Consider the following 1,883-nt stretch of genomic DNA (forward strand, 5'->3'; position numbering starts at 1 on the left):
GATTGCGCTCTTTTTTCTGGCTTTTCTGCCGCAATTTGTTAATCCCAACACTGGATTAGGCGCACTTCCCTTCTTATTGCTAGGGATTTTGTTCGCTATAGGCGGCACGATCTGGTGTTTGATGTTGGCGGGTTCTGCGGCGATCGCGACCCATGCCATTCAGGGCAATCGCCAATGTTCCACTTGGCTCCAGCGGGTTAGCGGCGGAGTTTATATCGGGCTGGGATTACACCTCCTCAGAAGTAAATTTCAATCTCAATAGACCCTTGCCGCAGTTAGGCGACTCAACCAAACTTACCTCGTAAAATCTGTCAACTTTACCGAAACATTCGTCTATTTTGCCCCCATGAATGTCACAACATTGTCAAACATCGACTCACTTTTTGGAGGAGAACCCATGAAGATTTTGATTATTGGCGGAACCCATTTTATTGGTCCCCCGGTGATTCGCTATTTGTTTGAAGCTGGCCATGAGGTTATGGTCTTTCATCGAGGGCAGACCCAGGCAGAATTGCCCTCGGCGGTGAACCATCTGCTGGGAAATCGACACGACCTGCGGCAGTATCGCTCGCAAATCGAGCAGTTTGGGCCAGAGGTGGTGCTTGATATGATTCCCTATACGCAGCAGGATGCTGAGACGGTGATAGATACGGTAAGGGGGATGGCTGTTCGCATCGTGGCCATCAGCAGCCAGGATGTGTATCGTGCTCGCGACATCGTCTGGGGGATGGAAACTGGCGTGCTAGACCCAACGCCCCTTACGGAAAATGCACCGTTAAGGCAGCACCTCTATCCCTACCAAAAGGCCGCTATTCGCCCTCTTGGAGTCCCTGCCGATTACGACAAAATTCGGGTGGAGAAAACCTATCTGAACTGTCCCGATATTGCCACAACGATTCTGCGGTTGCCGATGGTGTATGGTCCTGGCGATCCGCTGCATCGGTTCTATGCGGCCTTGCATCGGATGCAGCAGGGGCGATCTACTCTCTCCATGATGAAGGAACTGGCCCACTGGCGTTGTAGCTATGGCTATGTGGAAAATGTGGCTTGGGCGATCGCGCTGGCGGTACAACATCGGGCGGTCAACACCTGCGTGTACAATGTGGCCGAACCGAACCCCATGAGCGAGTTAGAGCGCCTGACTTTGCTGGGCAACCTGGCCCGCTGGCTAGGGACAATCAACCTTGTGGAGCAGGAACAGTTGCCCGCCACCGCGCGACTGCCCTTTAATTTACAGCAAGACTGGGTGATGGATTCAACCCGCATTCGTCGGGAGTTAGACTACCGTGAACCCGTGGATCTTACTGCCGCTTTGACCCGCACCTTGCAATGGGAACTAGCCCATCCCCCCGCCAATGTGGCTCAATCTGCTGGAGCAGCGTTTCTGCTAGCCGATGATCTGAAGCTAGCCCTGGCGGAGAATTGATACTCAATTCCAATTTAATTTTCTCGAATCGAAAGTAGGGATTTCTGCGGGGGCTCTCAACCAATTGCTCCCGCAGAAACCCCCACCAGTGATCATTTCGCAGACCAAGGTTATGGGGCATTACAAGCTGATGCTGCCGCAACCGCTTAACCATTACGGCAATTATTGGGGGACAAGATACTGAAGCGGATCGTGGGCAACGAACAACTGATCAATTAATAATTAAGGGTTACCCTTTGACTGACCAGCACACATTAGTGGGGTATGGCAACGAGCATTCTGTAGCTGGCGGTCACAATTGGGGTTTTGGGATGGGCGATCGCATCTGTTCTACCAAAGCCATCAATACAGCGATATTTGGAAAACGATCGTGAGGATAAGATGCCCAGGCATATTTAGCATCTTGCTGCCGGATCACCAGCGATACAAAGCGGTTTCTCCCAACGCTGACAGATTC

The 1,883-nt window shown here is 52.0% G+C and carries 2 protein-coding genes; both read left to right on the forward strand.

Annotated features, from left to right (window positions below):
• Positions 1-262, forward strand: a 262-nt coding sequence (locus V6D20_01290; GenBank protein ID HEY9814432.1) for a LysE family transporter, incomplete at its 5' end; no start/stop codon positions are given.
• Between the two features lie 135 nt (positions 263-397).
• The gene (locus V6D20_01295; GenBank protein ID HEY9814433.1) at positions 398-1,426 is read left to right on the forward strand and encodes an NAD-dependent epimerase/dehydratase family protein; all 1,029 of its coding nucleotides are present in this window, start codon (positions 398-400) and stop codon (positions 1,424-1,426) included.
• Positions 1,427-1,883: the final 457 nt, after the last annotated feature.

The organism is Candidatus Obscuribacterales bacterium, from assembly GCA_036703605.1.
Classification (GTDB): Bacteria; Cyanobacteriota; Cyanobacteriia; order RECH01; family RECH01; genus RECH01.